This window comes from Glutamicibacter sp. 0426 (genome assembly GCF_001906485.1).
GTDB classification, from domain to species: Bacteria; Actinomycetota; Actinomycetes; order Actinomycetales; family Micrococcaceae; genus Glutamicibacter; species Glutamicibacter nicotianae.
In genome coordinates, this window is sequence record NZ_MPBI01000009.1 from 23,049 (window position 1) to 45,261 (window position 22,213).

The following is a 22,213-nucleotide window of genomic DNA, read 5'->3' on the forward strand; positions in this document are numbered from 1 at the left end:
GCACTTGCGCGCCGGGCCTTCACTGCTGGTCAGCTGCTAACCGCGCAGCACAACCTCAACTTCTTCCATCTGCTGTCCGGCAGGATATTGGCCGTTGAACAGCTTCGAGCCAGCCTCGGTGAGCACCGCCGAGAAACGGGTCTTGACCAAGCCAAAAGCGTTCGAAACGCTGGTTTCGGTAAGCTCGGCAATGGCTACGCGCTCGCCGGCCTCGTCAATGGTGAGGGTGATGCGGTCATCGTGGTTCACGATGCGCGGCTCAATGAGATCCAGCTTCATCATGCCTCCGTGCCCGGAGAAGGAAACACGGCCGTTGAACCAGATTTCATTCTCCGGAACCTCGGTAGCGGGGGAGACTGGGAACGCCAACGCGTTGCCTGCCTGCCACACCCCGTTGGCGGCCTCGATGCGTCCGTCGGCGAGGGAAGAAATGTAGCTCACGAACGAAGCCTTCAGGCCCCATTCAAGATGCGGCTGGAACGGATCGCCTGCTGGCGCGCCACTTCCGATCATGGTCTTTTCCCTCCACAGGATACTGGCGTGAATAAATGCTGTGGCCAGTATTTCACACTGAAGTCAGATCCGGGTTCGCAGTTCTCTGCCAGCTAATCCTTCGTCATCTTGGGCTCGACGAGCGGGCGGTATTCGGCCTGCATGGAGATCTGGGCGTCCTCGTAGCTGGTGCCATCGGGGAGGGTGATGTCCGCAGTGGCCCACGACCCGTTCCAGTACTTGATATCCAGCTCGGTCGGCGAGTATTCCTTGTGGATGTTCGCTTCGAGATTGCTCATCGCGGTGCTGTAGCCGGTGATCCCCAAGACCAGGAAGACGGCTGTCGCGACTGCTGCAAGTCCGGCTGAAATGAACTCGGTGCGGATGGACGAGCGCCGGGCATAGGTCTGCTCCCCGTCACGCAGGCCGGCGAACGCCCTGCGGCGGATCAGCGCGTGAACAGCCAAGGGTACCGCGATCAGCAGGAGGACCACGGACAGCGCCACGGACATGAGCGGAAGGCCGAAGGCTACTGGTAGATACTCATCCATGTACTTACCCTACCCACGTCAGCGCCTGACTTCCAGAGTCAGATCGCCTTCCCCGGGTTCAAGATGCCCTGCGGATCGAACACCGCGCGCAGCCGCCGTTGCAATGCCAGCGAGGTCTCGCCCAGCTCCTCGGCCAGCCAATCCTGCTTGAGCAGGCCGATGCCGTGCTCGCCGGTCAGCGTGCCGCCCAGCAACTGGGCAAGGTGGAACATGTCGCCCAGCGCGGCTTTCGGCGCGCCACTGGTGATCGACTGTCCTTCGGGCACCACGATGATCGGATGCAGGTTGCCGTCGGCGGCATGGGCAATGGTGAAGATCGAAACTCCGCGCTCGTCCTCGATGCGCTGCAGGCCGGCGAACGCCTCGGCCAAGCGGTGCCGCGGCACGCCGATATCGCAGATCGAGGCGGTGCCCAGCAGCTCCATGCTCGGGATGGCCTGGCGCCTCGCTTCGATGAGCGCCTGGGCTTGTGCCTCATCGCGGGCAATCTCGATATGCCCGGCCAGCGGGGCAATCGCCTCCTGCAGCGCCTGCATTTCCAGGTGCGCGCCGTAGCCATCGGTCTGCGCGAGCAGCAAGGCGCCGCCGCGCGACTGGTGATCCGTTCCCAGCGCCGCATCCACCGCCTTCAAGGTCTTGCCGCACATCAGCTCCAGCACCGAGGGAGTCAGCCGTTCGGCGATCACCGCCGAGGCGGCCTTTGCCGCGGCATTTTCATCGGGGAAATAGGCGACCAGGGTGGAGGTGTGCTTGGGCTTGGGACGCAGCCGCAGCAGCGCCTCGACCACGATGCCCAGCGTGCCTTCCGAACCGATCATCAGCGCATTCATGTCGTAGCCGGCCACGCCCTTGATGGTCCGCCGCCCGGTGCGCAGCAGCTGCCCGTCGGGCAGCACCACCAGCAAGCTGAGCACCGACTCGCGGGTCACCCCGTACTTGGCGCACCACATGCCCCCGGCGTTGGTGGCGATATTCCCGCCGATGGAGCAGATCGCGGTGCTGGCCGGATCTGGTGCATAGAACAGCCCATGCTCGCCGGCCGCATGGTTCACCGCCGCATTGATCACCCCGGGCTGAACCACTGCGGTGGCTTCCACCGGATCAATCTGAAGGATCTTGTCCATCCGGGACAGATCGAGCACGATCTGCCCAGCCTGCGCGCTGGAACCTGCCGCCAGCCCGGTACCTGCCCCGCGCGGCACGATTATGGCCCCATGCTCATGGGCGAGCTTCATCGCGAGCACCACATCGTCGATGTCCTGCGCGAAGATCACCCCGTCGGCATAGGTTTCGGGCACATAGCCCGAGCGGTCCACGCTGGCCTGCCTGCGATCCTGCTCATCGATCGAGGCCCGGGGATGGGCGTCAAGCACGGGACTCGTTGCGAGGGTGGTCATCTCGATCTCCTTGTTAATGCGCAACTGGCAGGACAGCTGTGCTGTCCTGCCAGTCAGGTGCTATTGAACGAACGTGTCGGCGACGTCCAGGGCCTGCTCGAGGCGATCCAGCGCCTCGATGAGCACCGAGTCCTCGATGTTCATCGCAGGCACCACGTGCAGCCGGTTGAAGTTCGCGAAGGGCAGCAGCCCTGCGGCCTTCGCGGCGGCAACCACCTGATTCATCTCCGGGCTGCTGCCTCCGTAGGCGGCCAGCGGCTCGCGGGTCTCCCGGTTCTTCACCAGTTCGATCGCCCAGAACACGCCGGTTCCGCGCACTTCGCCCACGGAAGGATGCTCGGCGGCGAACTGCGCCAGGCGCGGCCCGATGATCTCTTCTCCCAGGCGCTTGGCGTTTTCCACCATGCCCTCATCCTCCATCACGGTGATGGTGGCGACCGCGGCCGCGCAGGCCAGCGGGTGGCCCGAGTAGGTCAGCCCGCCCGGGTAGGCCCGCTCGCGGAAGGTCTCGAAGATTTCCGGGCTGATCGCCACCCCGCCCAGCGGCACATAGCCGGAGTTCACGCCCTTGGCGAAGGTGAGCAGATCCGGGACGATGTCCCAGTGGTTGACCGCGAACCATTCGCCCGAGCGGCCGAAACCGGCCATGACCTCGTCGGCGATGTGCACGATGCCGTACTTGCGGGTCAGCTCACGCACCCCGGCCATGTAGCCGGTAGGCGGCAGGTAGATGCCTGCGGTGCCCGGGATGGACTCCAGGATCAGCGCGGCGATGTTCGACGGGCCCTCCAGGATGATCGTGTCTTCCAGGTGCTTCAGCGCGCGCTCGGTCTCCTCGGCCTCCGTTGCCGACCCGAAGTAGGAGCGGTACGGGTAGGCCGGGAAGAAGTGCACGATGCCGTCCGCGCCATGGTCCGAGGCGAAGCGCCGCGGGTCGCCGGTGATGTTCACCGCCAGGTGGGTGCCGCCGTGGTATGAGCGGTACGCGGAGAGCACCTTGTGCCTGCCGGTGTGCAGCCGCGCCATGCGCACCGCATGCTCCACCGCATCCGCCCCGCCGTTGGTGAAGAAGATCTTGTCCAGCTGCCCCGGGGTGTGCTGGGCGATCAGCCTGGCCGCCTCGGAGCGCGCGACGTTCACATGCTGCGGGGCGATCGTGGCGATCCTGCCCGCCTGCTCCTGGATCGCTGCGATGACCTTCGGGTGCTGGTGGCCGATGTTCGTGTTCACCAGCTGGCTGGAGAGGTCGATGAGCTTGTTGCCCTCCCCGTCCCACACGTACGAGCCCTCGGTCTTGAGGATCGTCATCGGGGTGAACGGGCCCTGGGCCTGCCAGGAGTGGAAGACGTGCTCGCGGTCCAGCTCGTAGGCGCGCTGGCCTGCAGCGATCTGGTCGCTGGTGATGTCGCTGATTTCGGTAGTCATGGTTCCTAGTCGTTCTGCGGGAAGCCGAGGTTGATGCCGCCGTGGCTTGGATCCAGCCAGCGCTTGGTGATCACCTTGTTGCGGGTGAAGAACTTGAAGCCCTCCGGGCCGTAGGCGTGCTGGTCGCCGAACAGCGAGGCCTTCCAGCCGCCGAAGGAGTGGTAGCCCACGGGGACCGGGATCGGCACGTTGACCCCGACCATGCCCACCTGGATCTCGTCCTCGAAGCGGCGGGCCGCGCCGCCGTCATTGGTGAAGATCGCGGTGCCGTTGCCGTACGGCGAGGAGTTGATCAGCTCGATGCCCTCGTTGAAGCTGTCCACGCGGACCACCGAAAGCACCGGGCCGAAGATCTCCTCGGTGTAGATGGACATGTCCGTGCCGACCTTGTCGAACATCGTCGGGTGCAGGAAGAAGCCCTCGCCATCGGCGTCCACCATGCCGGTGCGGCCATCGAGCACCAGCTCGGCGCCGGCGGCAATGCCCGCATCGATGTAGCCGGCCACCTTCGCCTTGTGCTCGCCGGTGATCAGCGGGCCCATGTCGCAGCCGCGGGTGCCATCGCCCACGCGCAGCGTCTTGGCGCGTTCGGCGATCTTGGCGACCAGCTCATCGGCGATGGTGTCGAGCGCGACGACCACGGAGATCGCCATGCAGCGCTCGCCGGCCGCGCCGAAGCCCGCATTCACCGCCATGTCGGCGGCCAGGTCCAGGTCGGCATCCGGCAGCACCAGCATGTGGTTCTTCGCGCCGCCGAAGGCCTGCACCCGCTTGTTGTGGACGGTGCCGGTGGAGTAGACGTACTGCGCGATCGGGGTGGAGCCCACGAAGGACACCGAGTTCACCCGCGGATCGGTCAGCAGCGTGTCCACCGCTTCCTTGTCGCCGTGCACCACGTTCAGCACGCCCTCGGGCAGACCGGCCTCGGTGAACAGCTCGGCCAGCCAGTTGGCGGCCGACGGGTCCTTCTCCGATGGCTTGAGCACCACGGTGTTGCCGGCGGCGATGGCTACCGGGAAGAACCACAGCGGCACCATGGCCGGGAAGTTGAAGGGGGAGATGATGGCCGAGACGCCCACCGGCTGGCGCAGGGACTGCACGTCGATGCCGGTGGAGGCGTTCTGCGAGAACTCGCCCTTGAGCAGGTAGGGGGCGTTGCAGCACAGCTCGACGACCTCCAGGCCGCGGGCCACCTCGCCCAGCGCGTCATCCAGCACCTTGCCGTGCTCGGCGGTGATGATCGCCGCCAGCTCGCCCTTGCGCTCGGCCAGCAGCTGGCGGAAGTTGAACATGATCGCGGTGCGGCGGGCCAGCGAGGTGTCGCGCCAGCCCGGGAAGGCTGCCGCGGCGGCGGCAATCGCGTGCTCGGTGGTGGCCTTGGAGGCCAGCGCCACGTGGCGGGAGACCTCGCCGGTGGCGGGGTTGTAGACCTTGCCGGTGCGGTCATCGGCGGAGTAGCTGGCGTTGTTGATCCAGTGCTGCAAGGTGTCGGTCAGCGTTGCGGTCATCGTATCGGCCTTTCGAAGTTGGGTGCCTGCATTCATCATGGGTCATGGATGTGAGGGGCAACACCATCACTGTGTCATGATTTAAGCACTATCGATGACGGAGTGTAAAAAATGCTGACGGTGAACGACGTGCTGCACCTGCCGGTGGTGCAGGCCGCCGACCCCCAGGTGCTCTGCGCCGCCGGGATGGACGCGCAGCTGCGCTGGGTGCACGTCACCGAATCCACCGAGAACATCGACCTGTTGCTGGGCCGCGAGCTGATCCTCACCACCCTGCGCAACGTGAGCGATGTGCGCGCCTTCATCACCGCGCTGCGCGAGGCCGGAGCGGTCGGGGTGATCATCGAGGACTTGTCGGGCGCCGAGCTGGATGTCGCCGACCTGGGCCTGCCGGTCATCGCCCTGCGCACCACCACCCGTTTCGTGTCGATCACCGAGGTCATCCACCAGAAGCTCGTGGCCGAGCAGCTCGAGGCCGTGCAGTTCTCCCGCACGGTGCACGAAATCTACACCGGGCTCTCGCTGACCGAGGCCGACGAGGCGCAGATCGTGGCCCGCACCGCGCAGCTGCTCTCGGCCCCCGTGGTGCTCGAAGATGTCCGCCACCATGTGCTCGCCGAGTCCGGCGCGCAACTGGAAGACTGGATCACCCGCTCCCGTTTCGTCGGCTACCTGGAGCACACCGGGCGCGCCACCGGCGCCGAGAACTGGCTGCAGACCCCGGTCGGGGCGGTGCGCAGCCGGTGGGGCCGGCTGATCGTCCCGGCCGTGCTGGATGACGACGACCGCGCCGCCCTGGTCCTGGAACGTGCCGGCCAGGCGCTGACCATCGCCCGGCTTTCCGGCCGCGACCAGCGCGAACTGCTCTACCAGGCCCGAACCTCCACGCTGCACGAACTGCAGTCGGGGCACAGCTACAGCGACAAGGACATCGCCATCCGCACCCAGGCCCTGGGCCTGGCCGCCGCCCCCTACTACGTCCCGGTGGTCATCTCGCTGGCCGGATCCGGCACGCCCACCGAAACCCAGCTGGCCGACCGCGCCCTGCTCGAAGTGCTCGACCAGCTCGCCGACGCCCTGCACCTGGGCATCCTGGCCGGCTCGCTCAAGCCCGGGTATCTGGGGCTGATCCTGCCGCTGCGCGCCCGCGAACTGGTGGACTCCACCCTGCAGGGCTTCACCCGGCGGCTGGCCGAGCAGCTCACCGCCCCGGTGGCCATCGGCGTGGGCCCCGAAGGCACGCTGGCCACCAGCATCGCCGGTCTGGAAGAGGCCGCGCACGTCGCGCAGATCGTCCCGCACCTGCCCACCCGCGCCCAGCCCTATTACCGCTTCGCCGACCTGCGCCTGCGCGGGGTGCTTTCGGCCATGGGCGGCGACCCGCGGATGCGTTCCTTCGCGCAAGCCGAGCTCGCCGGCCTGCTCAACCCGGTCGATCACCAGGGACTCGACCTGCTCGATCTCTACCTGGCCCACGGCGGGAACAAGACCGCACTGGCCAAGGCCGGCTACCTTTCGCGGCCGACCCTGTATTCCCGGCTGGCCAAGCTCGAAGCAAAGTTGGGGGTGCAGCTGGACTCCGCCGAATCCCGGGCCTCGCTGCAGGTCGCGCTGCTCTGGTACCGCATGCACGGCTGAGGTTTTCCACATTCCGCCCCGGCGTACCAGCGGCATGGCGTTTCGGGCGCAAGCTGGTTTCCATGAGCACAGACATCGCGCAAGCACTGAAGGACCTGGCCAACGCCAAAGCGTTGGCCGCTTCAGCGACCCGGCGCCTGGCCCACGCGGGTCTCACCGCAGGCCACGCCGCCTATTTCGCGCTGCTCACCGAAGACTTGGCCCAGGAACTCACCCGCACCCAGGTCCACGCGGCTGCCGCACTGCGCAGCACCGGCGCCCACAAGCTCGACCAGGAATCCTTCCAGGCCATCACCGACCTCGGACCCGACCCCAGCATCGAGGAAATCGACGAGGCGAAGGGGCGCACCACCACCGGGCGCACGCATTTCAAGGATGCCAAAGGGCTGATGACCGGCTGGCTGGATATCCCGCGCAGCACCGCGGCCGCCCGGCTGGTGCAGGCCGACTGCCTGCTCGGCGGCGTAGACGAAGCAGGGCAACCAACTGCTCCGTGGCTGCCCGAGCTCGCCGCCCAGTTCCAGGACCCGAACATCGATCCGCGGCTGGTTGCCTCGGCGGCGATGAAGCTGCATTCGGTGCGCAAGGACCTGGGCGAAGGCAATGCGGCCGAAGTGAAGAAGCAGCAGCTGCAGGCCGAGTCCGCGGCGTTCCTGCGGTCGGAGCCGAAGTCGGCGCGCAAGCACATCAACGACCTGGTCGCGCAGGTCAAGGCCGGCAAGCGCCCGCTCAAGGCCCTGCTGGACGGGATCGGGATCTTCAAGCGAGGCATGCGCAAAGGCCTGGTGGAATACCTCTTCCGTGTTCTTCCCTCGCAATCCGCATACATCGATGCGTATTTCGCGAATCTGGATAATCCTTCCACGGTTGCCGGCAACCGGCAGGGCTTGAAGGACGTGGATGCCCAGTTCACCGGTGAGGAAACCAGTGGCTGGGATGATGAGGGCAGCAAGCCCGACTGGGCGAAAGACAGACCCGGTGACGAGGACGTCGAGGATGACCCGCCAGAAGAAGGACTCAATCCAGACGCAGAGGATCCCCATTCCCAAGCGGACGATCATCGGCCAGAAGGCGAAGACGAGGAGCACCAACCAGAAGGTGATAGTTCCGAACCGGAGCCGGCAAGCGGTGAATGGGAAGATCTGAAACCCGAGCGGCGGCGGCTTGTCGGTTTCATGGCTTTGCTGATGAGCGAACGGAAACCGAATGGCAGCCCGCCGGACCAGCAGGCCGGGCTGGCCAGCTCGCAGGTGAGCATCATTCTGGATTGGGAGAAGCTGCAACGGAAAATGGAGGATTTCGCGGTGACTTCCTCGGGGATCCTGCTCTCCCCGGGCGAGGCCAGGACTGCATTGTGCACTGCGGGAATTCTCCCGGTGGTGCTCAACGGCAAGAGCCTGCCGTTGGATCTGGGACGGACCCAGCGGCTGTTCTCCAAGGCGCAAGTGCGTGCTTTGCGGGCAGCCTATCGGGGGTGTTCGTATCCTGGGTGCAGCATGCCTGCACAACGATGCGAAGCGGATCATCTGGATCCGTGGGAGAAGGGCGGACGGACCGATATCAAGTCTGCGGTGTTGAATTGCTTGATTCACCATACGGCCAGGCATTGCGGGTTGTTCCAAGCGGTGAAAATCCCTGGCAGCCGGCCGATGGTGCTGCTGCCGCCGGAGTTGGATCCAGAGCAGAAATTGCGCGTCAACACGTATTTCATGACGCCGGCCGAGGCGTTGGAGGCTGAGGCGTTGGCGGAGGAGACCACTGCGCGGTGGCGTGCGGGATTGCTGGACGTCGAAATCGCCGAGCCTTAAGACTCCTTCCCATACGGCCAGCGCACATCCTCGCCAACCTCATCGGACCACTGGGCGATCCAGACACCGGTGCCTTCAGAGGCATCGCGGACCCCTTCTTCCAGCCACTGGAACTTGCCGTCCAGCAGGTCGGCGGCGAGCTGCCCGTCGGAATGCGTCGTGTTGTTCCAGAGCTTCTCGAAGTGCATCTCGCAGCGTTGCGCAGCTTGCTCGCAGAAGGCCAGAGCAAGGCGCTGCGCCGAGTCGCGCTGTGCAGCAGGAGACTGCGGCAGCGCGGTGGTCTTGGCAATCACGGCGGACATGGCGAACAGCTCCGCGCCGATATCCACGATATGGCCGAGGAAAACCTGCTGCTTTTCCATGCCTGCCTGCCAGCGTGCCATGCCGGCGAACGTCTGCCGAGCGAGCCGGCGCGAGGTCCGTTCCACATAGCGCAGATGCTTCGCCAAGGGGCCATGCCCGGAATAGGACGTCGGCACCGAGCCTGCGCCCACGGCGAGCTTGGGCAGCCAGCGGGCATAGAATCCCGACGCGGATGCCGCGGCCCGAGCCTTTTCCTCCATGCTCGCCCCGGCACGAGCCAGGTCTCCCGCGGCCTGCAGGTGGGTATCCACCGCCTCGCGGGCAATCAGCAGGTGCATGATTTCGGTGGAGCCCTCGAAGATGCGGTTGATCCGCAGATCGCGCAACAGCTGCTCCACCGGCACCGCCCGCTCGCCGCGCGCCGCTTGGGACCGGGCGGTCTCGAAGCCGCGGCCGCCACGGATCTGCAACAGCTCATCGGCGATCGTGCACGCGACCTCCGAAGCCCAGAGCTTGGCCAGGGCCGCTTCGATGCGGATATCCTTCGTGCCGGCATCGGCCAGCCGGGCCGAAACCTCGAAAACCGCTTCCAGCGCATAGCTGCTGGCAGCAATGTAGGCGAGCTTGCCGGCGACGGCCTGGTGCTTGCCGACCGGCTTGCCCCACTGCACTCGCGCCGCGGACCATTCGCGGGCAATCTTCGTGGACCATTTGCCGGCCCCGGCGCACATCGCCGGAATGGACAGGCGCCCGGTATTCAAGGTGCTCAGCGCGATCTTCAGTCCCGAGCCTTCCTTGCCCAGCCGGTTGGCCACCGGGACGCGCACCTCGCGGAAGCGTGTCACCCCGTTCTCGATGCCGCGCAGGCCCATGAACTGGTTGCGGTTCTCCACGACGATGCCCTCGGTATCAGCCTCGACGATGAAGGCGGTGATTCCTCCGCGGCCCGCCGGCTCTTCACCCGCGGCCTCGTGCGGCTGCACCGCGGCCATCACCACCAGCAGCTCGGCGACCACCCCGTTGGTGGTCCACAGCTTTGCGCCGTCCAGGAGATAGTGGGTGCCGTCGTCGCTGAGCCGGGCCGTGGTGCCCAACCGGGCAGGGTCCGAACCGACATCATTCTCGGTGAGCAGGAAGGCGCTGATTGCTCCGGCCGCGCAGCGCGGCAGGTATTCGCGTTTTTGCTCCTCGGTGCCGAAGGACTTCACCGGCTCGGGGACGCCAATGGACTGATGGGCCGAAAGCAGCGCGCCGAGCGCGGGGCACACCACGCCGACCCGCATGAGTGCCCGGCCGTAGTCCAGCAGGCTCAGCCCCAGCCCGCCGTATTCAATCGGGATCTTCATGCCGAAGGCGCCGATGCGGCGCAGCTGGGCAATGTACTCATCGGGGATGCGTGCCTCGGCTTCGATGCGTTCCGGGTCGATGGAATCGAGCACCGCTTCGAGCTGCGGCAGGAAGGCCTGGCCGCGTTCCGGGTGCACGGCTCCCGGCAGCGGTTCGATCAGCGAGAAGTCCACTGCCCCCATGTACAGGCCCTTGGCGAAGCTGGGGCGGTTGAACTGCTCGCGGGATTCCTCGGCGATTTGCCGGGACGTGTCGGCGTTGGCTTGCATGGCGATCCCCTTTTGGCTCGGCGATCGGCCGCGGCGCCATCGCCTGGTGGCACCAGCGTAGCCCCGAATCCGCGGGGTTGCTAGAGCGCGCGCAGGTGGCCGCGGATTCCCTCGCCGGCTTGATGCAGGTTCCCGCCGTCGAGCACCACGTAGGCCTGCCCGAAGGTGAGCTCATGGATCTGCGCTGCGGTCTGCCCCAATTCGCGGGCGATCCGTGCGGTGCTGGCCCGATGATCGAGCTGCAGCGAGGGGAAGACCAGCGAAAACACCCGGGAGACGAGTTGCTGGTGCCCTGCGGCCGGTTCCAGAGCCAGCTCCTGGGACAGCCAGCGGTAGGTGCCGTCGCCCAGCAGGCCGCAGGCCCGGGCGTGGGCCAGGATCGCCGTGGCAGGTGCCCCGAAGTGCTCTTCGAGAACCAGCAGCTGCGGGATCTGCAGCGAGTCCGAAACCCTGACCTGCAGGGACAAGGAGGGCAGCAGCAGGCGTGCGGCGAATTCATCGGCCTCGCGCTCGGCGGTGGCCATCTGCTCGCGGTTCTCGCCCAGCGAGGAGTGCATCAGCAGATGCCCCAGCTCGTGGGCCATGTCCAGGCGTTGCGCATTGCGGCTGCCGGCGGCCAGGAAGATGAAGGCCTGTCCGTCTTCCCAGAAGCTGAAGGTCTTGACCGCGTCCAGCGAGGCAGGCAGGCTCAGCACCCGCACCCCGTGGGATTCGAGCAGGTGCAGCAGATCGGGCAGCGCGCCGCAGCCCAGATCCCATTCGGTGCGCAGCTGCGCTGCCGCATCTTCCGGGGTGAAGCCGCACAGCTCGGGGATCTCGGTTTGCGGGAGCCGGAAGTTCCGCGTGATCAGGTGGTAGAGCTCCACGCCGTTGCGGCCCAGGGCGGCGGCTGCCACCTTCTGCGCGGTGCTGGTGCGGCGAGGGGAGCGGAAGAAGATCCGTTCGGTGTCGATGCCCCGGGTGGCGGGAAGCCGGAAGTACTGCGGCGCGCAGTCCAGCGCATCGGCCAGCGCAAGGGAAAGATCCTCGGGAGCACGAGCTAGTTCGCGCTCGCAAATGCCCAGCGAGGCGGCCAAGGCGGACCGGCTCAGCGCCGCACGTTCGCGTGCCAGCCTGATTCTGGTCGGTTCCAAAGTCATGAGGTTCCTGCAATCTTCCAAAAGGCGATCTTAATCGTCTAATGACCTCAGACTAGTGGCCTATGCCACAAAGTACCAATTGGGCGTAGCTTCGTGAAGTAACACGCTCTGACTAGTGCAAAAGGCCCGCAGGCGATATCTGCGGGCCTTGTCGCACCTAGATCCTGCTGGCCGCTTCCTGCAGCACGGTGCGCAGGATGGATTCGATCTGGTCGAACTCCGGCTGCCCGATGGTGATCGGCGGAGCCAGTTGGATGACCGGGTCGCCGCGGTCGTCGGCGCGGCAGTACAGTCCGGCCTCCCATAGTGCCGGAGTCAGGTACCCGCGCAGCAGGCGTTCGGACTCGGCGTCGTTGAAGGTTTCCTTGGTCGCCTTGTCCTTGACCAGCTCGATTCCGTAGAAGTACCCGGCACCGCGCACATCGCCGACGATATCCAGGTCGGTGAGCTTGGAGAGCGTGGACTTGAACGCGTCGGCATTGTTCTTGACGTTCTCGTTCAGGCCCTCGCGTTCGAAGATGTCCAGATTCGCCATCGCCACCGCTGCGGCCACCGGATGCCCGCCGAAGGTGTAGCCGTGGTAGAACGTGGTGTCGCCCTTGGTGAACGGCTCGAACAGCTTGTCGGAAACGACCATTACGCCCAGCGGGGCATAGCCGCTGGTCAGCGCCTTGGCCGAGGTGATGATGTCCGGGACGTAGCCGAAGTCATTGCAGGCGAACATGGAGCCGATGCGGCCGAAGGCGCAGATGGTCTCATCGGAGACCAGCAGCACGTCGTGCTCGTCGCAGATTTCGCGCACCCGGTCGAAGTATCCAGGAGGCGGCGGGAAGCAGCCACCGGAGTTCTGCACCGGTTCCAGGAACACCGCTGCCACGGTGTCGGGGCCTTCGAACTCGATGGCTTCGCGGATACGCTCTGCGGCCCACAGCCCGAAGTCCTTCTCGTTGTCGGCGAACATCTCCGGGGCGCGGTAGAAGTTCGTGTTCGGCACGCGGAAGGTGCCGGGCACCAGCGGTTCGAACGGGGTCTTCATATCCGGCAGCGAGGTGATGGCCAACGCGCCTTGCGGGGTGCCGTGGTAGGCCAGGGCGCGGGAAATGACCTTGGTCTTGCCCGGCTTGCCCTTCATCTTGAAATGCTGCTTGGCCAGCTTGAAGGCGGATTCGACAGCTTCGCCGCCGCCGGTGGTGAAGAAGACGCGGTTCAGGTCGCCCGGCGCATAGCTGGCCAGGCGTTCGGCCAGGTCGATCGCCGGCTCATGGGCGTAGGACCACAATGGCATGAAGGCCAGCTTCTCGGCCTGCTTGGCCATGGCCTCGGCCAGTTCGGCGCGGCCGTGCCCGGCGTTGACCACGAACAGCCCTGCCAGGCCGTCGAAGTATTCGCGACCGGCATCGTCGTAGATCTTGTGCCCCTCGCCGCGCGAGATGATCGGCACCTGCGCACCGTTGGAAATTCCGGAGTGCCGGGCCATATGCATCCATAGGTGATCGCGAGCGGCCTGCTGGCGATCGGTACCACGTGGTGTGTTCATCGTGTTCCCCAGTTGTATTCCTGTTTTTTGAGTGAAAGGTAGGTGTACGTATTGGTGCTGACCACGCCTTCGAGCCCGCGGATCGTTCCGATCACGCGCAGCAGGTCTTCATCGTTCGAGCAGATGACCTCGGCGAGGATGTCCGAGCTGCCGGCAGTGACCACGCAGTAGTCGACCTCCGGCAATTCGGCGATCCGGTCGGCGGTGCCGCTGATGTCATTGGCGGCGACGATGCCGATCATGGCCTGGCGGGTGAAGCCCAATTCCAGCGGATTGGTGACTGCGACGATTTGCACGACGCGGCTCTCGACCAGCTTCTGCACGCGCTGGCGTACAGCCGCTTCGCTCAGGCCGACTGCCTTGCCGATGGCGGCATAGGAGCGCCGGCCATCCTCCTGCAGCTGCTCGATGATCTCCTTGGAAATTTCATCAATGGCCTGCGCGGTATGCGAGGGCAGCGTCATATCGACCTCCTAGGTCTAAGGGACTTTCCACAGACCCTACCTTCACTGAATCAGTTGCGAAAGAGGTATTTTCAAAAGATTTCAGTTTTCGTAACGCAATTTTTACAAGGAAACTTGCGTTCAGGTCTTGTTGCACCTGCGCATTGCTGGCAGGATGAACGTCAACACTCTCATGTGTGGCCGATCACATTCGTCGTTAGGACTCCAGCCATGTCGCACTCGCAACGCCGACTTCCGCAAGACCCGCAGATCCGCGCACTCGTCCAGGCCATGAGCCAGCGCAGCTACTCCCGCCGCTCGGTGCTTTCCGCCGCCGGCGCCCTGGGCCTGACCGGGCTGCTCGCGGCCTGCGGCACCGGTGGCAGCAGCACGCAAGCAGCCCCGTCGATCAAGGACATTTCCGAAACCGATCCGACGGTCAACTGGGCCAACTGGACCCTGTACCTGGATTACGACGATGAGAAGAAGACCTATCCGACCCTCGATGCCTTCACCAAGAAGACCGGCATCGCGGTGAACTACCGCGAGGACATCGACGGCAACGACACCTACTACGGCAAGGTGCAGGGCCAGCTCAAGGCCGGGCAGGACATCGGCCAGGACATCGTCACGCTGACCGACTGGATGGCCGGGCGCATCATCCGCCAGGGCTACGTCCAGGAACTGGACCTGGCGAACATCCCCAACTCCGCCAACCTGCTGCCGAGTCTGAAGGAAGTCGACTTCGACCCGGGGCGCAAGCACTCGCTGACCTGGCAGTCCGGATATGCCGGCATCGCCTGGAACAAAAAGGCGTTCCCGAAGGGCCTGAAGTCCGTCGAGGACCTCTGGGATCCGAAGCTCAAGGGCCGTGTCACCGTGCTCGACGAAATGCGCGACACCATCGGCCTGCTGATGATGCAGAACGGCGTGGACATCGCCGGCCAGTGGGGTGAAAGCGAATTCGGCGCCGCGACCGACGTGCTGCGCGAGAACATCGACAACGGCCAGATCCGCCAGGTCAAGGGCAACTCCTACAAGGAGGACTTCGTTTCCGGCGATGCGATCGCCGGCATTGTCTGGTCCGGGGACATCGTGCAGATGAACTTCGAGAACGACGACCAGTGGGAGTTCGTGCTCCCCGAAGCAGGCGGCACCCTGTGGAGCGACAACCTGATGGTTCCGGTCGCTTCGCCGCGCAAGGCCAACGCCGAGAAGCTCATGGACTTCTACTATGACCCGGCCGTGGCCGCGGAGGTCGCAGCCTACGTGAACTACATCTGCCCGGTGGTCGGCGCCAAGGAAGAAATGGAGAAGATCGACCCGGAACTGGTCAGCAACCCGCTGATCTTCCCGACCGACGCCGATCTGGCCAAGGCGCACGTCTTCCGCTCGCTGGAGGCGGATGAAGAGACCACGTTGAACTCTGAATTCCAGAGTGCCATCGGCGCCTAGAAGCGGGGAATTCCATGAGACAACGAGCCGAGATCTGCACGCGCAGAGGCGCAGTCCAGGCGCCTCGCCGTTCGGCGCCAACCGTTGACCAGAACCAGTTCCAGGAAGTGATAGGGGCATGACAATCTTGGCACCGCGTACTGAAACCACTGCCACCGGTGCGGACCTGCACCTGTCGGGCATCACCAAGCGCTTTTCCAGCTTCGTGGCGGTCAAGGAGCTCGAGCTGGTGGTTCCATCGGGCACCTTCTTCGCCCTGCTCGGTCCGTCGGGCTGCGGCAAGTCGACCACCCTGCGCATGATCGCCGGCCTGGAAGCTCCCAGCGAGGGCAGCATTTCGATCGGCGGGCAGGACGTGACCGGGTTGGCCAGCCACCAGCGTCCGGTGAATACCGTGTTCCAGTCCTATGCGCTGTTCCCGCACATGAGCGTGCTGGAGAACGTGGCCTTCGGGCTCAAGCGCAAGAAGGACAAGCAGGCTATGGACAAGGCGAAGGCCGGTCTGGAGCTGGTGGAGCTGGGGCATCTTGCAAACCGCAAGCCGATCCAGCTCTCCGGCGGCCAGCAGCAGCGTGTGGCCCTGGCCCGCGCGCTGGTCAACCGCCCGCAGGTGCTGCTGCTCGATGAGCCGCTGGGAGCGCTGGACATGAAGCTGCGCCGGCAGATGCAGCTGGAGCTGAAGAACATCCAGACCGAGGTGGGCCTGACCTTCATCCACGTCACCCACGACCAGGAAGAGGCCATGACCATGGCCGACGTGGTCGCGGTGATGAATGGCGGGCGGATCGAGCAGATGGGTCCGCCGCGCGAATTGTACGAACTGCCCAAGACCGCGTTCGTCGCGAACTTCCTGGGCAAGTCCAACCTGATGCGCGGCACGGTCACGGGCCAGGAAGCAGGGATTCTCAGCGTCCTGGTCAATGGGCAGAGAATCCTGCTGCCGGCTGACCGAGCGGTGCAGACTTCGGGCGAAGTGGTCGTCGGCGTGCGCCCGGAGAAGATCTCGATCTCGCGCGAGGGGTTTGCGGGGGAGAACCGCCTGACAGGCACCGTGATCGACGTGTCCTTCACCGGCACCACCACCGAATACCTGGTCGAGGTGGACGGGATCGGCACCATCGGGACCTTCGCGCAGAACCGCGGCCAGCAGCCGGCCGCCGAGGGCGACACCGTGCACCTGTCCTGGGAGGCGCAGCACTCCTTCGGCTTGGCCGGCGCCGAGCATGAAGACGCGGGGGTGGACCAGACATGACGCTGATGACTAGGAAGGGGATCGCCGACCTGCGCAGCCGCGAGGAGATCCGGGCGGAACGGCGCAAGGGGCGCACCGGCGTCTACCTGATAGCGCCTGGCATGCTGGTGCTCGCCCTGTTCTTCGCGCTTCCGGTTCTCGTGCTGCTGGCGATGAGCCTGTATGTGAAGCCCGAAGGCGCGGAAATCGGCGAGTTCGTGCCGGGCTTCGAAATCGGCAACTACGCCACGGTACTCGCCGCCTACTGGCCCGAGCTGCTGCGCTCCTTCGGCTTCGCGGTGATCGCCACCGTGCTGGCCCTGCTCATCGGCTTCCCGATGGCCTACCTGGTGGCGGTCCGCCTGCGCGAGAAATCGCTGCTGCAGGGCATCTTGCTGGTGCTGCTGATCGCCCCGTTCTTCTCCAGCTTCATCCTGCGCACCCAGGCCTGGAAGCAGATCCTGGCCGACGAGGGGTTCATCGCGCAGACACTGAAGTTCCTCGCGATCCTGCCGGCCGACGGACACCTGACCGCCACGCCGATCGCGGTGGTTGCCGGCCTGACCTATAACTTCCTGCCCTTCATGGTGCTGCCGATCTACGCGAACCTGGGCAGGCTGGACACCCGGCTGCTCGAAGCCTCGGGGGACCTGTATGCCAGCCCGATGACCTCGTTCTTCAAGGTGACCCTGCCAATGAGCGCCCCTGGCGTCTTCGCCGGCACCCTGCTGACGTTCATCCCGGCCGCCGGCGACTACGTCAACGCGGCCCTGCTGGGCAATAACCGCAATACGACGATGATCGGCCAGGTCATCGACTCCAGGTTCTTCAAGGTCATTGATTACCCGGGCGCCTCGGCCCTGAGCTTCGTGCTGATGGTCTCGATCCTGATCCTGGTCACGATCTATATCCGCCGCTTCGGCACCGAGGAGCTGATGTAGCATGAAGCAGAAAATCGGACGCTGGTTCATTCCCGCCGTCGGCGGGCTGGCCTTCATCTACCTCCTGGTCCCGATCGCCTACATCTTCGTGTTCTCCTTCAACGATGCAGGCCGCACCAACCTGGAATGGCGCGGCTTCACCCTGTCGAATTGGCAGAACCCCTGCGGCGCTCCGGCAGTGTGCGAGTCGCTGGTTCACTCGCTGCAGGTCGGCACGGTGGCCACCATCGTCGCCACCGCCCTGGGCACGCTGATCGCCATCGGCCTGGTCCGCTATAAGTTCCGTTTCCGCAAGCTCACCGACGTGCTGATCATCCTGCCGCTGGCGACGCCGGAAGTGGTGCTCGGCGCGTCGCTGCTGGCGCAGTTCCTGAACCTCGGTTGGGAACTGGGCTACACCACCATCGTGATCGCCCACATCGTGTTCTGCATGTCCTTCGTGATCGTCACGGTCAGGGCGCGGGTTTCCTCGCTGGACCCGCGACTGGAGGAAGCGGCCGCCGATCTCTATGCCTCGCCGCGCACGGCTTTCTGGAAGGTCACCTTCCCGCTGCTGCTGCCGGGCATCGTGGCCGCCGCGCTGTTGTCCTTCGCGATGAGCTTCGACGATTTCATCATCACGAACTTCAACTCCGGCACCTTCCAGACCTTCCCGAAATTCATCTATGTGGCAGCGACCCGAGGCATTCCGGCCCAGGCGAATGTCATTGGCTCGGCGATGTTCATCCTCGCCCTGCTCGTGGTGGTCATCGGGCAGGTAATCAGCTACCGCAAGAAGAAGCAGCTGGAAAATTCCTAGCTGCCCCGAGGTCGTGCCAATGGCCCGCGCTCCAGAAGCGCGGGCCTTTGGCATGCCCTGCGTGCCGGTCCGCCAAATTCATGAGGGCATTAAGGATCCTGGTACGGACCGGGCCAAGCGCTTAGGCCGGTGGCAGTTCTTCCGCTTCAACGCAGGAAGCGTGCCAGCGGGAAGCGCCCGAGACGAGAGCCCATTAGGATGGCTAGCGGATGGAAATGTTGGTACAGAGCTGAATTATGGGCATCTGACATATAGTAAATACTTAGCTTTACAGTACGTACCCTACTGTTTGATACATTCCCAACCCGATAATTGCAGTTCTCGAAACGATTGGAAACTTCATGAGCGATAAGCCAGTTTGGCTCTCTCAGCCTGAACGCGACGCCTGGCTTGGACTACATGCAGTCATGACTTTGCTGCCGGCTGCCCTGGATTCCGATCTGCAGGGACTGGAAGGTATCACGCTCTTCGACTATCACATGCTCGCTATGCTCTCCGAGGCCAAGGACCACCAGCTGACGATGACGACACTGGCCTCGCATACCAGCGCCTCGCTGTCGCGGCTGTCGCATGTGGTGAAGAAGCTGGAGAAGCGCGGCTGGGTGATCCGCGAGCAGTCCCCAGAAGATGCCCGTGTGAAAATCGCCTCATTAACGCAGGAAGGGTGGGAAGCTGTGCAGCAAATGGCACCTCATCATGTTGCTTCGGTGCGCGGGCTGCTCTTCGATACCCTCGATGACAAGGATGTTAAGGATCTTACGCGGATCACGCGCAAGATCACGACGTCGCTTGATGCAGATAATTGGATCCTGAACGCGGAGACTTCCGATTTGGAACACTGAGAAATTCTCGATAAGCTAATCAGGCGTTAATCGCGTGTGTTGCTATGCCGTCTAACGGCAGAACAACTGCGCGTTGCCCGTAATACCGAATATCGTGGCCAACTGAGTACGGGGAAATTGCTCGACCGGTTGCGAAGTTCACCGACTTACATACTTTAAGGCTCTTCGGTTGGTTCTCACCCAGCCTGGTTACCTTCCTAGTGTGCAGTATTAACGGTGTTTCACTGGTTGGCGGGACTCATAACGCATCAAGCCGTGTCGATATTTTAGGTATGGGCACTGTGCGCGAGTACCGCCGAATTTTACTACTAACTAACTGAGGAGTGATCATGGCAGCTGTTTGCCAGGTAACCGGTACTACTCCGGCCTTCGGACATAGCATCTCCCACTCGCACCGTCGCAACAAGCGTCGTTTCGATCCGAACATCCAGAAGAAGACCTACTACGTGCCTTCGCTGCGCCGTAAGGTGACCCTGACCCTGTCGGTCAAGGGCATCAAGGTAATCGATGCTCGCGGTATCGACGCTGTTATTGCTGACCTGATTGCGAAGGGTGTGAAGCTCTAAACATGGCAAAGAAGGATAAGGACGTACGTCCGATCATCAAGCTGAAGTCCACCGCTGGAACCGGTTTCACTTACGTAACCCGTAAGAACCGTCGTAACAACCCTGACCGCATGGTCATGAAGAAGTACGACCCGGTAGTCCGCAAGCACGTAGAATTCCGAGAGGAGCGCTAAGACATGGCCAAGAAGTCCAAGATCGCAAAGAACGAACAGCGCAAGGTCATTGTCGAGCGTTATGCTGCAAAGCGCCTCGAACTGAAGAAGACCCTGGTTGATCCAAACGCAACCGACGAAGCTCGTGAAGCTGCACGCGTAGGCCTGCAGAAGCTTCCACGCAACGCGTCCCCAGTGCGCGTCCGAAACCGCGACGCTATCGACGGTCGCCCACGCGGTACCTTCCAGAAGTTCGGCATCTCCCGTGTTCGCTTCCGCGACATGGCACACCGTGGTGAGCTTCCGGGCATCACCAAGTCTTCCTGGTAAGACCTGCAAGTCTTTTGACTTAGCAAGCCGCCTTCCCGTTTCGGGAGGGCGGCTTCGCCATTTAACGCCTCCACCACCGGCGTTTTGGCGGTGCACTCTCTTCCACTGGCGACGGTTTCTCCGCGCGGCGCTGTTGCCAGCCAAGCACCTCGGCAGTGGAATCGCGCAACGCGGTGATCACCGGGGGTCCGCCCAGCAGCTGGCGCCGTGCCTCAATGATGCGGGCGTTGAAATCCTCGATATGCTCCCGCACGGCACGCTCGGTGGGCAAGCGGTCCAGAGTTTGCTCCATCTGCTCATCTTCAACCCGCAAGGTCAGCGCAGGTGGTCCTAGACCGGTGAGCTGCTCGCGGCGCATCATCGACTTCAGCCACCAGTCGGGATCATCGTTGCTGGTGATGTGGTCGATCTTCTGTCCGGCGAGAGCCAGATTGTCGAAGTCGCCGCGGGCGAAGGCCTCATCGAGCACCGAGTTGGCCACCTCCCAGGCTTCGTCCTCGGCATGCAGCTGCAGGGGAGTCTTCTGCTTCTCAACGGGAGCCATCCCGGTGGCCTGCGCATACTCATCCACGGGCAGCGGCTCGCTGTCCTGCTTCATCTTGTACCGGGCCGCATTCAGCGCGGCATCCTCGTTATGCTCCATCTTCCAATGATCCCACCGCGGGCTGGAACCCGGCAATGCGCGTGCAGGCTTTCCAGAGCAATCCACGCAGGAGCTCGGCGAATAAAATCAATCCCCGCGGGTCCGCGTGGATCGCCGAAGATCATGGGCACCACGTGCTGCTGCGAGGTGTCTGGGGGTTTGGCTCAATTGCCATGTCCCACCGGCATTCGAGGGCCCGCCCTGTAGTAGCGTGTAACCATGAAGCCAGTGACCCCCTACCCGCAACCCGCAGCCGACATCTACGCGAACCGGAAGCGGTGGGCGACACTGGGTCACGGCAAGACCGTCGTAGTGACCGGCGCGAATAGCGGCCTCGGCTTCTTCGCCAGCCTCGGCTTGGCGCAGGCCGGTGCTCAGGTCATTCTTGCCTGCCGCAACCAGAGCCGCGCAGAACATGCGATGGGGCAGATCCGGCGGCGCGTGCCGGAGGCCCGTGTCGAATTCATGCAGTACGACTCCTCACGCATTGAATCTGCCATGGGGCTGGCGGCAGAGCTGCGCAATCGGCCATTGGACGCGCTGATCGCCAACGCCGGGATCATCCGGGCGCCGCGGGAACGCCAAGGGGGCCTGCTCGGTTATGAGCTCACTATGAGCACCAACTTCATCGGACACGCACGATTGGCCGGCGAACTCGCCGACCGCTTCAGCCAGCCGATGCGGTTCATCGGCCTGGGGTCGATGTCCACACGTATGCTGGCCACCGATCCGCAGAATCTGGCCTTGGCCCGCGATTACCATCCCTACCGCGCCTATGTGCAGTCCAAGGCGGCAGTGCAGGCGTTCACCCTGGCCCTGGACCACCGGCTGCGCCAGCTGGAACTGCCGGCTCGTGCGCTGGCGATCCATCCGGGATATGCGCTCTCCGGGCTGTCCCCGCAGGTGCCCAGCATCAATGAGCCGGACTACGCCAAGCGGCTGATCGGCCAATTGCAGGCTGGTTTCGCGCAGGGCAAACACGAAGGAGCGGTGGCCTTGGTCGAAGCGGCCTTGGCACCTGAATTGGATGCCGCGCCACGAGGCTGCTACCTGGGGCCGAAATTCCTGACGAAGGGCCCAACGGTACTGGCCAGCCCGGCGAAAGCGACCCGCGGCAAAGAGCTGCAAGGCAAAGCCTGGGAGCTGTTCGTGAAGGCAAATGAGGGCCTCGATCCGTTCGCGCTGTAGGTCCCGGGTGAACTTTCACACCTTTGATTTGGCTAAAAATTCAGCAGAATCCGCATGATGATGCACTTTTTGTCGCCGCCAGCTGGTAAGTTCAACTCTTGATAAGTCCGTGCGACCGCGCGGCGCCCGGGCCCGGAAGAGGGTCTTGGATCACTAGTCCAGGAGGACCATACATTGGCTATGAACCGTAGCGAACTTGTTGCTGCTGT

Annotated in this window: 21 protein-coding genes; 11 read left to right on the forward strand and 10 right to left on the reverse strand. The window is 64.1% G+C overall.

The window, feature by feature from the left end; translation table 11 throughout:
- Positions 1-36: 36 nt before the first annotated feature.
- The 5 genes from BKX98_RS16050 to BKX98_RS16070 all read right to left on the reverse strand — a co-directional run bounded on the left by BKX98_RS16050 (position 37) and on the right by BKX98_RS16070 (position 5,373).
- Positions 37-513, reverse strand: a complete 477-nt coding sequence (locus BKX98_RS16050) for an HtaA domain-containing protein (RefSeq protein ID WP_066141200.1) — start codon at positions 511-513, stop codon at positions 37-39.
- A gap of 92 nt (positions 514-605) precedes the next feature.
- Positions 606-1,043 (reverse strand): hypothetical protein, encoded by a 438-nt coding sequence (locus BKX98_RS16055; RefSeq protein WP_073708003.1) that lies wholly within the window; start codon positions 1,041-1,043, stop codon positions 606-608.
- A 38-nt stretch (positions 1,044-1,081) separates the two neighbouring features.
- The gene (locus tag BKX98_RS16060; protein WP_038990277.1) at positions 1,082-2,440 is read right to left on the reverse strand and encodes an FAD-binding oxidoreductase; all 1,359 of its coding nucleotides are present in this window, start codon (positions 2,438-2,440) and stop codon (positions 1,082-1,084) included.
- A gap of 60 nt (positions 2,441-2,500) precedes the next feature.
- Positions 2,501-3,865, reverse strand: coding sequence for an aspartate aminotransferase family protein (locus tag BKX98_RS16065; protein WP_073708004.1), 1,365 nt, complete (start codon positions 3,863-3,865; stop codon positions 2,501-2,503).
- Positions 3,866-3,870: 5 nt separating this feature from the next.
- A complete protein-coding gene (locus BKX98_RS16070) occupies positions 3,871-5,373 on the reverse strand; it encodes a CoA-acylating methylmalonate-semialdehyde dehydrogenase (RefSeq protein ID WP_073708005.1) in 1,503 nt (500 codons plus the stop codon).
- A gap of 111 nt (positions 5,374-5,484) precedes the next feature.
- Between BKX98_RS16070 and BKX98_RS16075 the strand changes: the two genes are divergently transcribed.
- On the forward strand, positions 5,485-7,011 hold the full coding sequence (locus BKX98_RS16075; RefSeq protein ID WP_073708006.1) for a PucR family transcriptional regulator: 1,527 nt from the start codon (positions 5,485-5,487) through the stop codon (positions 7,009-7,011).
- A gap of 62 nt (positions 7,012-7,073) precedes the next feature.
- Positions 7,074-8,819: an HNH endonuclease signature motif containing protein gene (locus BKX98_RS16080; protein WP_073708007.1), complete on the forward strand. Its 1,746-nt coding sequence runs from the start codon at positions 7,074-7,076 to the stop codon at positions 8,817-8,819.
- Here the strand turns inward: BKX98_RS16080 and BKX98_RS16085 are convergent.
- The 4 genes from BKX98_RS16085 to BKX98_RS16100 form a co-directional block, all read right to left on the reverse strand.
- Positions 8,816-10,738: an acyl-CoA dehydrogenase family protein gene (locus tag BKX98_RS16085; RefSeq protein WP_052253592.1), complete on the reverse strand. Its 1,923-nt coding sequence runs from the start codon at positions 10,736-10,738 to the stop codon at positions 8,816-8,818. The two genes, BKX98_RS16080 and BKX98_RS16085, sit on opposite strands and share 4 nt — an antisense overlap.
- 80 nt (positions 10,739-10,818) lie before the next feature.
- Entirely contained in the window at positions 10,819-11,877 is a 1,059-nt protein-coding gene (locus tag BKX98_RS16090) for an ImmA/IrrE family metallo-endopeptidase (RefSeq protein ID WP_038990281.1), read from the reverse strand.
- Positions 11,878-12,034: 157 nt separating this feature from the next.
- Positions 12,035-13,414 carry an aspartate aminotransferase family protein gene (locus BKX98_RS16095; protein WP_073708008.1) on the reverse strand — a complete coding sequence of 460 codons (1,380 nt, stop codon included), beginning with the start codon at positions 13,412-13,414 and terminating at the stop codon, positions 12,035-12,037.
- Positions 13,411-13,878, reverse strand: coding sequence for an Lrp/AsnC family transcriptional regulator (locus tag BKX98_RS16100; protein WP_066141175.1), 468 nt, complete (start codon positions 13,876-13,878; stop codon positions 13,411-13,413). The genes BKX98_RS16095 and BKX98_RS16100 overlap by 4 nt, the downstream gene beginning before the upstream one ends.
- A 210-nt stretch (positions 13,879-14,088) precedes the next feature.
- Between BKX98_RS16100 and BKX98_RS16105 the strand changes: the two genes are divergently transcribed.
- The 8 genes from BKX98_RS16105 (at position 14,089) to rpsN (ending at position 20,173) form a co-directional block, all read left to right on the forward strand.
- The gene (locus BKX98_RS16105) at positions 14,089-15,312 is read left to right on the forward strand and encodes a PotD/PotF family extracellular solute-binding protein (protein WP_073708009.1); all 1,224 of its coding nucleotides are present in this window, start codon (positions 14,089-14,091) and stop codon (positions 15,310-15,312) included.
- A 118-nt stretch (positions 15,313-15,430) separates the two neighbouring features.
- Positions 15,431-16,564 (forward strand): ABC transporter ATP-binding protein, encoded by a 1,134-nt coding sequence (locus BKX98_RS16110; protein ID WP_073708010.1) that lies wholly within the window; start codon positions 15,431-15,433, stop codon positions 16,562-16,564.
- Entirely contained in the window at positions 16,561-17,484 is a 924-nt protein-coding gene (locus BKX98_RS16115) for an ABC transporter permease (protein WP_073708011.1), read from the forward strand. Before BKX98_RS16110 ends, BKX98_RS16115 begins: the two co-directional genes overlap by 4 nt.
- Before the next feature lies 1 nt (position 17,485).
- Positions 17,486-18,283, forward strand: coding sequence for an ABC transporter permease (locus BKX98_RS16120; protein ID WP_038990285.1), 798 nt, complete (start codon positions 17,486-17,488; stop codon positions 18,281-18,283).
- A 341-nt stretch (positions 18,284-18,624) separates the two neighbouring features.
- Positions 18,625-19,125: a MarR family winged helix-turn-helix transcriptional regulator gene (locus BKX98_RS16125; RefSeq protein WP_073708012.1), complete on the forward strand. Its 501-nt coding sequence runs from the start codon at positions 18,625-18,627 to the stop codon at positions 19,123-19,125.
- Positions 19,126-19,454: 329 nt separating this feature from the next.
- Entirely contained in the window at positions 19,455-19,691 is a 237-nt protein-coding gene (gene rpmB, locus BKX98_RS16130) for a 50S ribosomal protein L28 (RefSeq protein WP_013349911.1), read from the forward strand.
- A 2-nt stretch (positions 19,692-19,693) separates the two neighbouring features.
- The gene (gene rpmG / locus BKX98_RS16135) at positions 19,694-19,864 is read left to right on the forward strand and encodes a 50S ribosomal protein L33 (RefSeq protein ID WP_013349910.1); all 171 of its coding nucleotides are present in this window, start codon (positions 19,694-19,696) and stop codon (positions 19,862-19,864) included.
- Between the two features lie 3 nt (positions 19,865-19,867).
- Positions 19,868-20,173, forward strand: coding sequence for a 30S ribosomal protein S14 (gene rpsN / locus BKX98_RS16140; protein ID WP_038990287.1), 306 nt, complete (start codon positions 19,868-19,870; stop codon positions 20,171-20,173).
- A 61-nt stretch (positions 20,174-20,234) separates the two neighbouring features.
- Here rpsN and BKX98_RS16145 read toward each other — a convergent pair whose 3' ends face one another.
- Positions 20,235-20,816 carry a DUF1992 domain-containing protein gene (locus tag BKX98_RS16145; protein ID WP_066141167.1) on the reverse strand — a complete coding sequence of 194 codons (582 nt, stop codon included), beginning with the start codon at positions 20,814-20,816 and terminating at the stop codon, positions 20,235-20,237.
- A gap of 219 nt (positions 20,817-21,035) precedes the next feature.
- On the opposite strand from BKX98_RS16145, the gene BKX98_RS16150 reads away from it, so the two are divergent.
- Positions 21,036-22,004, forward strand: coding sequence for an SDR family NAD(P)-dependent oxidoreductase (locus BKX98_RS16150; RefSeq protein ID WP_083587006.1), 969 nt, complete (start codon positions 21,036-21,038; stop codon positions 22,002-22,004).
- Positions 22,005-22,213 lie beyond the last annotated feature (209 nt).

Bases quoted from the DNA above. Each gene is read 5' to 3' on its own strand.
- BKX98_RS16050 (WP_066141200.1), bottom strand. From the start codon at position 513: ATGATCGGAAGTGGCGCGCCAGCAGGCGATCCGTTCCAGCCGCATCTT.
- BKX98_RS16055 (WP_073708003.1), bottom strand. From the start codon at position 1,043: ATGGATGAGTATCTACCAGTAGCCTTCGGCCTTCCGCTCATGTCCGTG.
- BKX98_RS16060 (WP_038990277.1), bottom strand. From the start codon at position 2,440: ATGACCACCCTCGCAACGAGTCCCGTGCTTGACGCCCATCCCCGGGCC.
- BKX98_RS16065 (WP_073708004.1), bottom strand. From the start codon at position 3,865: ATGACTACCGAAATCAGCGACATCACCAGCGACCAGATCGCTGCAGGC.
- BKX98_RS16070 (WP_073708005.1), bottom strand. From the start codon at position 5,373: ATGACCGCAACGCTGACCGACACCTTGCAGCACTGGATCAACAACGCC.
- BKX98_RS16075 (WP_073708006.1), top strand. From the start codon at position 5,485: ATGCTGACGGTGAACGACGTGCTGCACCTGCCGGTGGTGCAGGCCGCC.
- BKX98_RS16080 (WP_073708007.1), top strand. From the start codon at position 7,074: ATGAGCACAGACATCGCGCAAGCACTGAAGGACCTGGCCAACGCCAAA.
- BKX98_RS16085 (WP_052253592.1), bottom strand. From the start codon at position 10,738: ATGCAAGCCAACGCCGACACGTCCCGGCAAATCGCCGAGGAATCCCGC.
- BKX98_RS16090 (WP_038990281.1), bottom strand. From the start codon at position 11,877: ATGACTTTGGAACCGACCAGAATCAGGCTGGCACGCGAACGTGCGGCG.
- BKX98_RS16095 (WP_073708008.1), bottom strand. From the start codon at position 13,414: ATGAACACACCACGTGGTACCGATCGCCAGCAGGCCGCTCGCGATCAC.
- BKX98_RS16100 (WP_066141175.1), bottom strand. From the start codon at position 13,878: ATGACGCTGCCCTCGCATACCGCGCAGGCCATTGATGAAATTTCCAAG.
- BKX98_RS16105 (WP_073708009.1), top strand. From the start codon at position 14,089: ATGTCGCACTCGCAACGCCGACTTCCGCAAGACCCGCAGATCCGCGCA.
- BKX98_RS16110 (WP_073708010.1), top strand. From the start codon at position 15,431: ATGACAATCTTGGCACCGCGTACTGAAACCACTGCCACCGGTGCGGAC.
- BKX98_RS16115 (WP_073708011.1), top strand. From the start codon at position 16,561: ATGACGCTGATGACTAGGAAGGGGATCGCCGACCTGCGCAGCCGCGAG.
- BKX98_RS16120 (WP_038990285.1), top strand. From the start codon at position 17,486: ATGAAGCAGAAAATCGGACGCTGGTTCATTCCCGCCGTCGGCGGGCTG.
- BKX98_RS16125 (WP_073708012.1), top strand. From the start codon at position 18,625: ATGAGCGATAAGCCAGTTTGGCTCTCTCAGCCTGAACGCGACGCCTGG.
- rpmB (WP_013349911.1), top strand. From the start codon at position 19,455: ATGGCAGCTGTTTGCCAGGTAACCGGTACTACTCCGGCCTTCGGACAT.
- rpmG (WP_013349910.1), top strand. From the start codon at position 19,694: ATGGCAAAGAAGGATAAGGACGTACGTCCGATCATCAAGCTGAAGTCC.
- rpsN (WP_038990287.1), top strand. From the start codon at position 19,868: ATGGCCAAGAAGTCCAAGATCGCAAAGAACGAACAGCGCAAGGTCATT.
- BKX98_RS16145 (WP_066141167.1), bottom strand. From the start codon at position 20,816: ATGGAGCATAACGAGGATGCCGCGCTGAATGCGGCCCGGTACAAGATG.
- BKX98_RS16150 (WP_083587006.1), top strand. From the start codon at position 21,036: ATGAAGCCAGTGACCCCCTACCCGCAACCCGCAGCCGACATCTACGCG.